Source organism: Pseudomonas sp. D(2018) (assembly GCF_005502555.1).
Taxonomy (GTDB): Bacteria; Pseudomonadota; Gammaproteobacteria; order Pseudomonadales; family Pseudomonadaceae; genus Metapseudomonas; species Metapseudomonas resinovorans.
In genome coordinates this window covers 1-1867 of the sequence record NZ_SCOK01000117.1, presented here as the reverse complement: position 1 = coordinate 1867, position 1867 = coordinate 1, and the positions used below count along the sequence as shown (strand labels likewise).

Genomic DNA, 1867 nt, shown 5'->3' with positions numbered 1-1867 from the left:
TTCTCGGCGGAGCCGGAGAGGGTGGGCCGCTGGTCGTCGGTGACATCGCCGGAGGCCAGTTCGCCGGTCTTGACGCCGACGTCGTCGAGGACGCTGCCGATAACCGGTGCATCAGGTGCCTGGGTATCGACGTTCACGACCCACGGATCGGAGGGCTCGGACGAATTACCGGCTTCGTCTTCGATGACCACGGTGATCGCGTGCTCGCCTTCGCTCAGCGGCGGAGTCGTGTAGCTCCAGGTGCCATCCGGCTTGACTGGGGCGCTGCCGATCAGGTTGCCATTATCGTAGATATGGATGGTGTCGCCCGGCTCTCCGGTGCCATTGAGGGTCGGGGTGGTGTCGTCGGTGAATCCGCCATTCTCGATCGGGCCCTGGATGGTACCCACGTCATCGACCACTTCCTGGATGCCGTGGCCGTCAGGGCCGGGGGCGGTGAGGTCGATGCGGAAGTCGAACTCCGGGCTGCGCGCGCTTTCACCGGCCGCTTCGGTGATGACCGATGCGCTGAACGCGTGGTCTCCTTCGTCCAGTTGCGGCGAGGTGAAGCTCCAGTCGCCGGAAGCGTTGCTTTCGGTACGTCCGATTTCGGCACCGTTGTCGTAGATCACCACGGTCGCATTGGGGGTCGCACGGCCGCTCAGCAGCGGGGTGTCGTCATCGGTGACGCCGCCTTTGGCGATCGGGCCCTGTTTGGTGCCGTGATCGTCGAGGATCGCATCGATGGACACTTCGACCGAGCGGGTGTCGACGGTGAAGTCGATCGGCTCGCTACGGTCACCGACGTTGCCCGCGCGGTCGATGAGTTCGACGCTCAGGCTGTGCTCGCCATCGGCCAGCGCAGGGTTCGGGGTGAAGCTCCAGTTACCGTCCTTGTCGGTCTTCACACGGCCGATTTCCGCACCGTTGTCGTAGATGACGACAGTGGCGTCGGGTTCGTCGGACTTGCCCTGGAAGGTCGGCTGGGCGTCGTCGGTGGTGTCGCCGTGGACGATCGGACCCTGGATGGCGCCGACGTCATCCAGCAGTTCGCCGGACTCGACGGGGTTAGGCCGTACGGTGTCGATGACCAGGGGATAGGCGCCGGTTTCCGAGCCCGGGATCAGATTGCCTGCCAGGTCGGTTGCGGTAACGGTCAGTTTGTTCAGGCCCTGGGGCAGATCCTGGCCAGGCGTGAAGGACCATTGGCCCTGGTCGTCGGCTGTGGTGGTGCCCAGCAGCGTACCGTTGCTGTAGACGGAAATGACGACACCCGGCGCGGCGGAGCCGTGCAGCGTGGGGCGTGCATCATCGGTCGCATCGTTCTTCTGCAGCGGACCCTGGATGGTGCCTACGTCGTCGATGACCGAGGTGATGGCCGGCGGCACAGGCGCATTCGGTGCAATGAGCACGAAGTCGAATGCCGGGGACTGCGCGGAGACGTTGCCGGCAGCGTCGGTGGCTTGGGCGGTGATTGCGTGGCTGCCACTGGCGAGCGGCTTCTCGGGCGTGTAGCTCCATGCGCGTTGCCCGTTGGCCTGGGTCTGGCCGATCTTCACGCCGTTGTCGAAGATCTCGACGATAGCGCCCGCTTCGGCGGTACCGCTGATGGTCGGCTTGCTGTCATCGGTCATGTCGCCGGATGCCAGTTCGCCGGTCCTGGTGCCCACATCATCGTAAACGCTGCCGATGATTGGCGCGTCAGGTGCTTGGGTATCGACGGTGACGACCCACTCATCGGACGGCTCGGACTGGTTGCCGGCCGGGTCCTGGATGATCACGCTGATGCCGTGGTCGCCATCGCCCAGTTCGGTTTCCGGGGTGAATGCCCAGGTACCGTCTTCGCCGACTTCGACTTCACCGATCTTGGTGCCGTTGTCGAGGATGA

At 64.8% G+C, this 1867-nt stretch carries 1 protein-coding gene; it reads right to left on the bottom strand.

Annotation, left to right across the window (positions count from 1 at the left end; all coding sequences use genetic code 11):
• The coding region (locus FFS60_RS28520) for an Ig-like domain-containing protein (RefSeq protein WP_171016605.1) at positions 1-1867 on the bottom strand (1867 nt) is incomplete at both ends.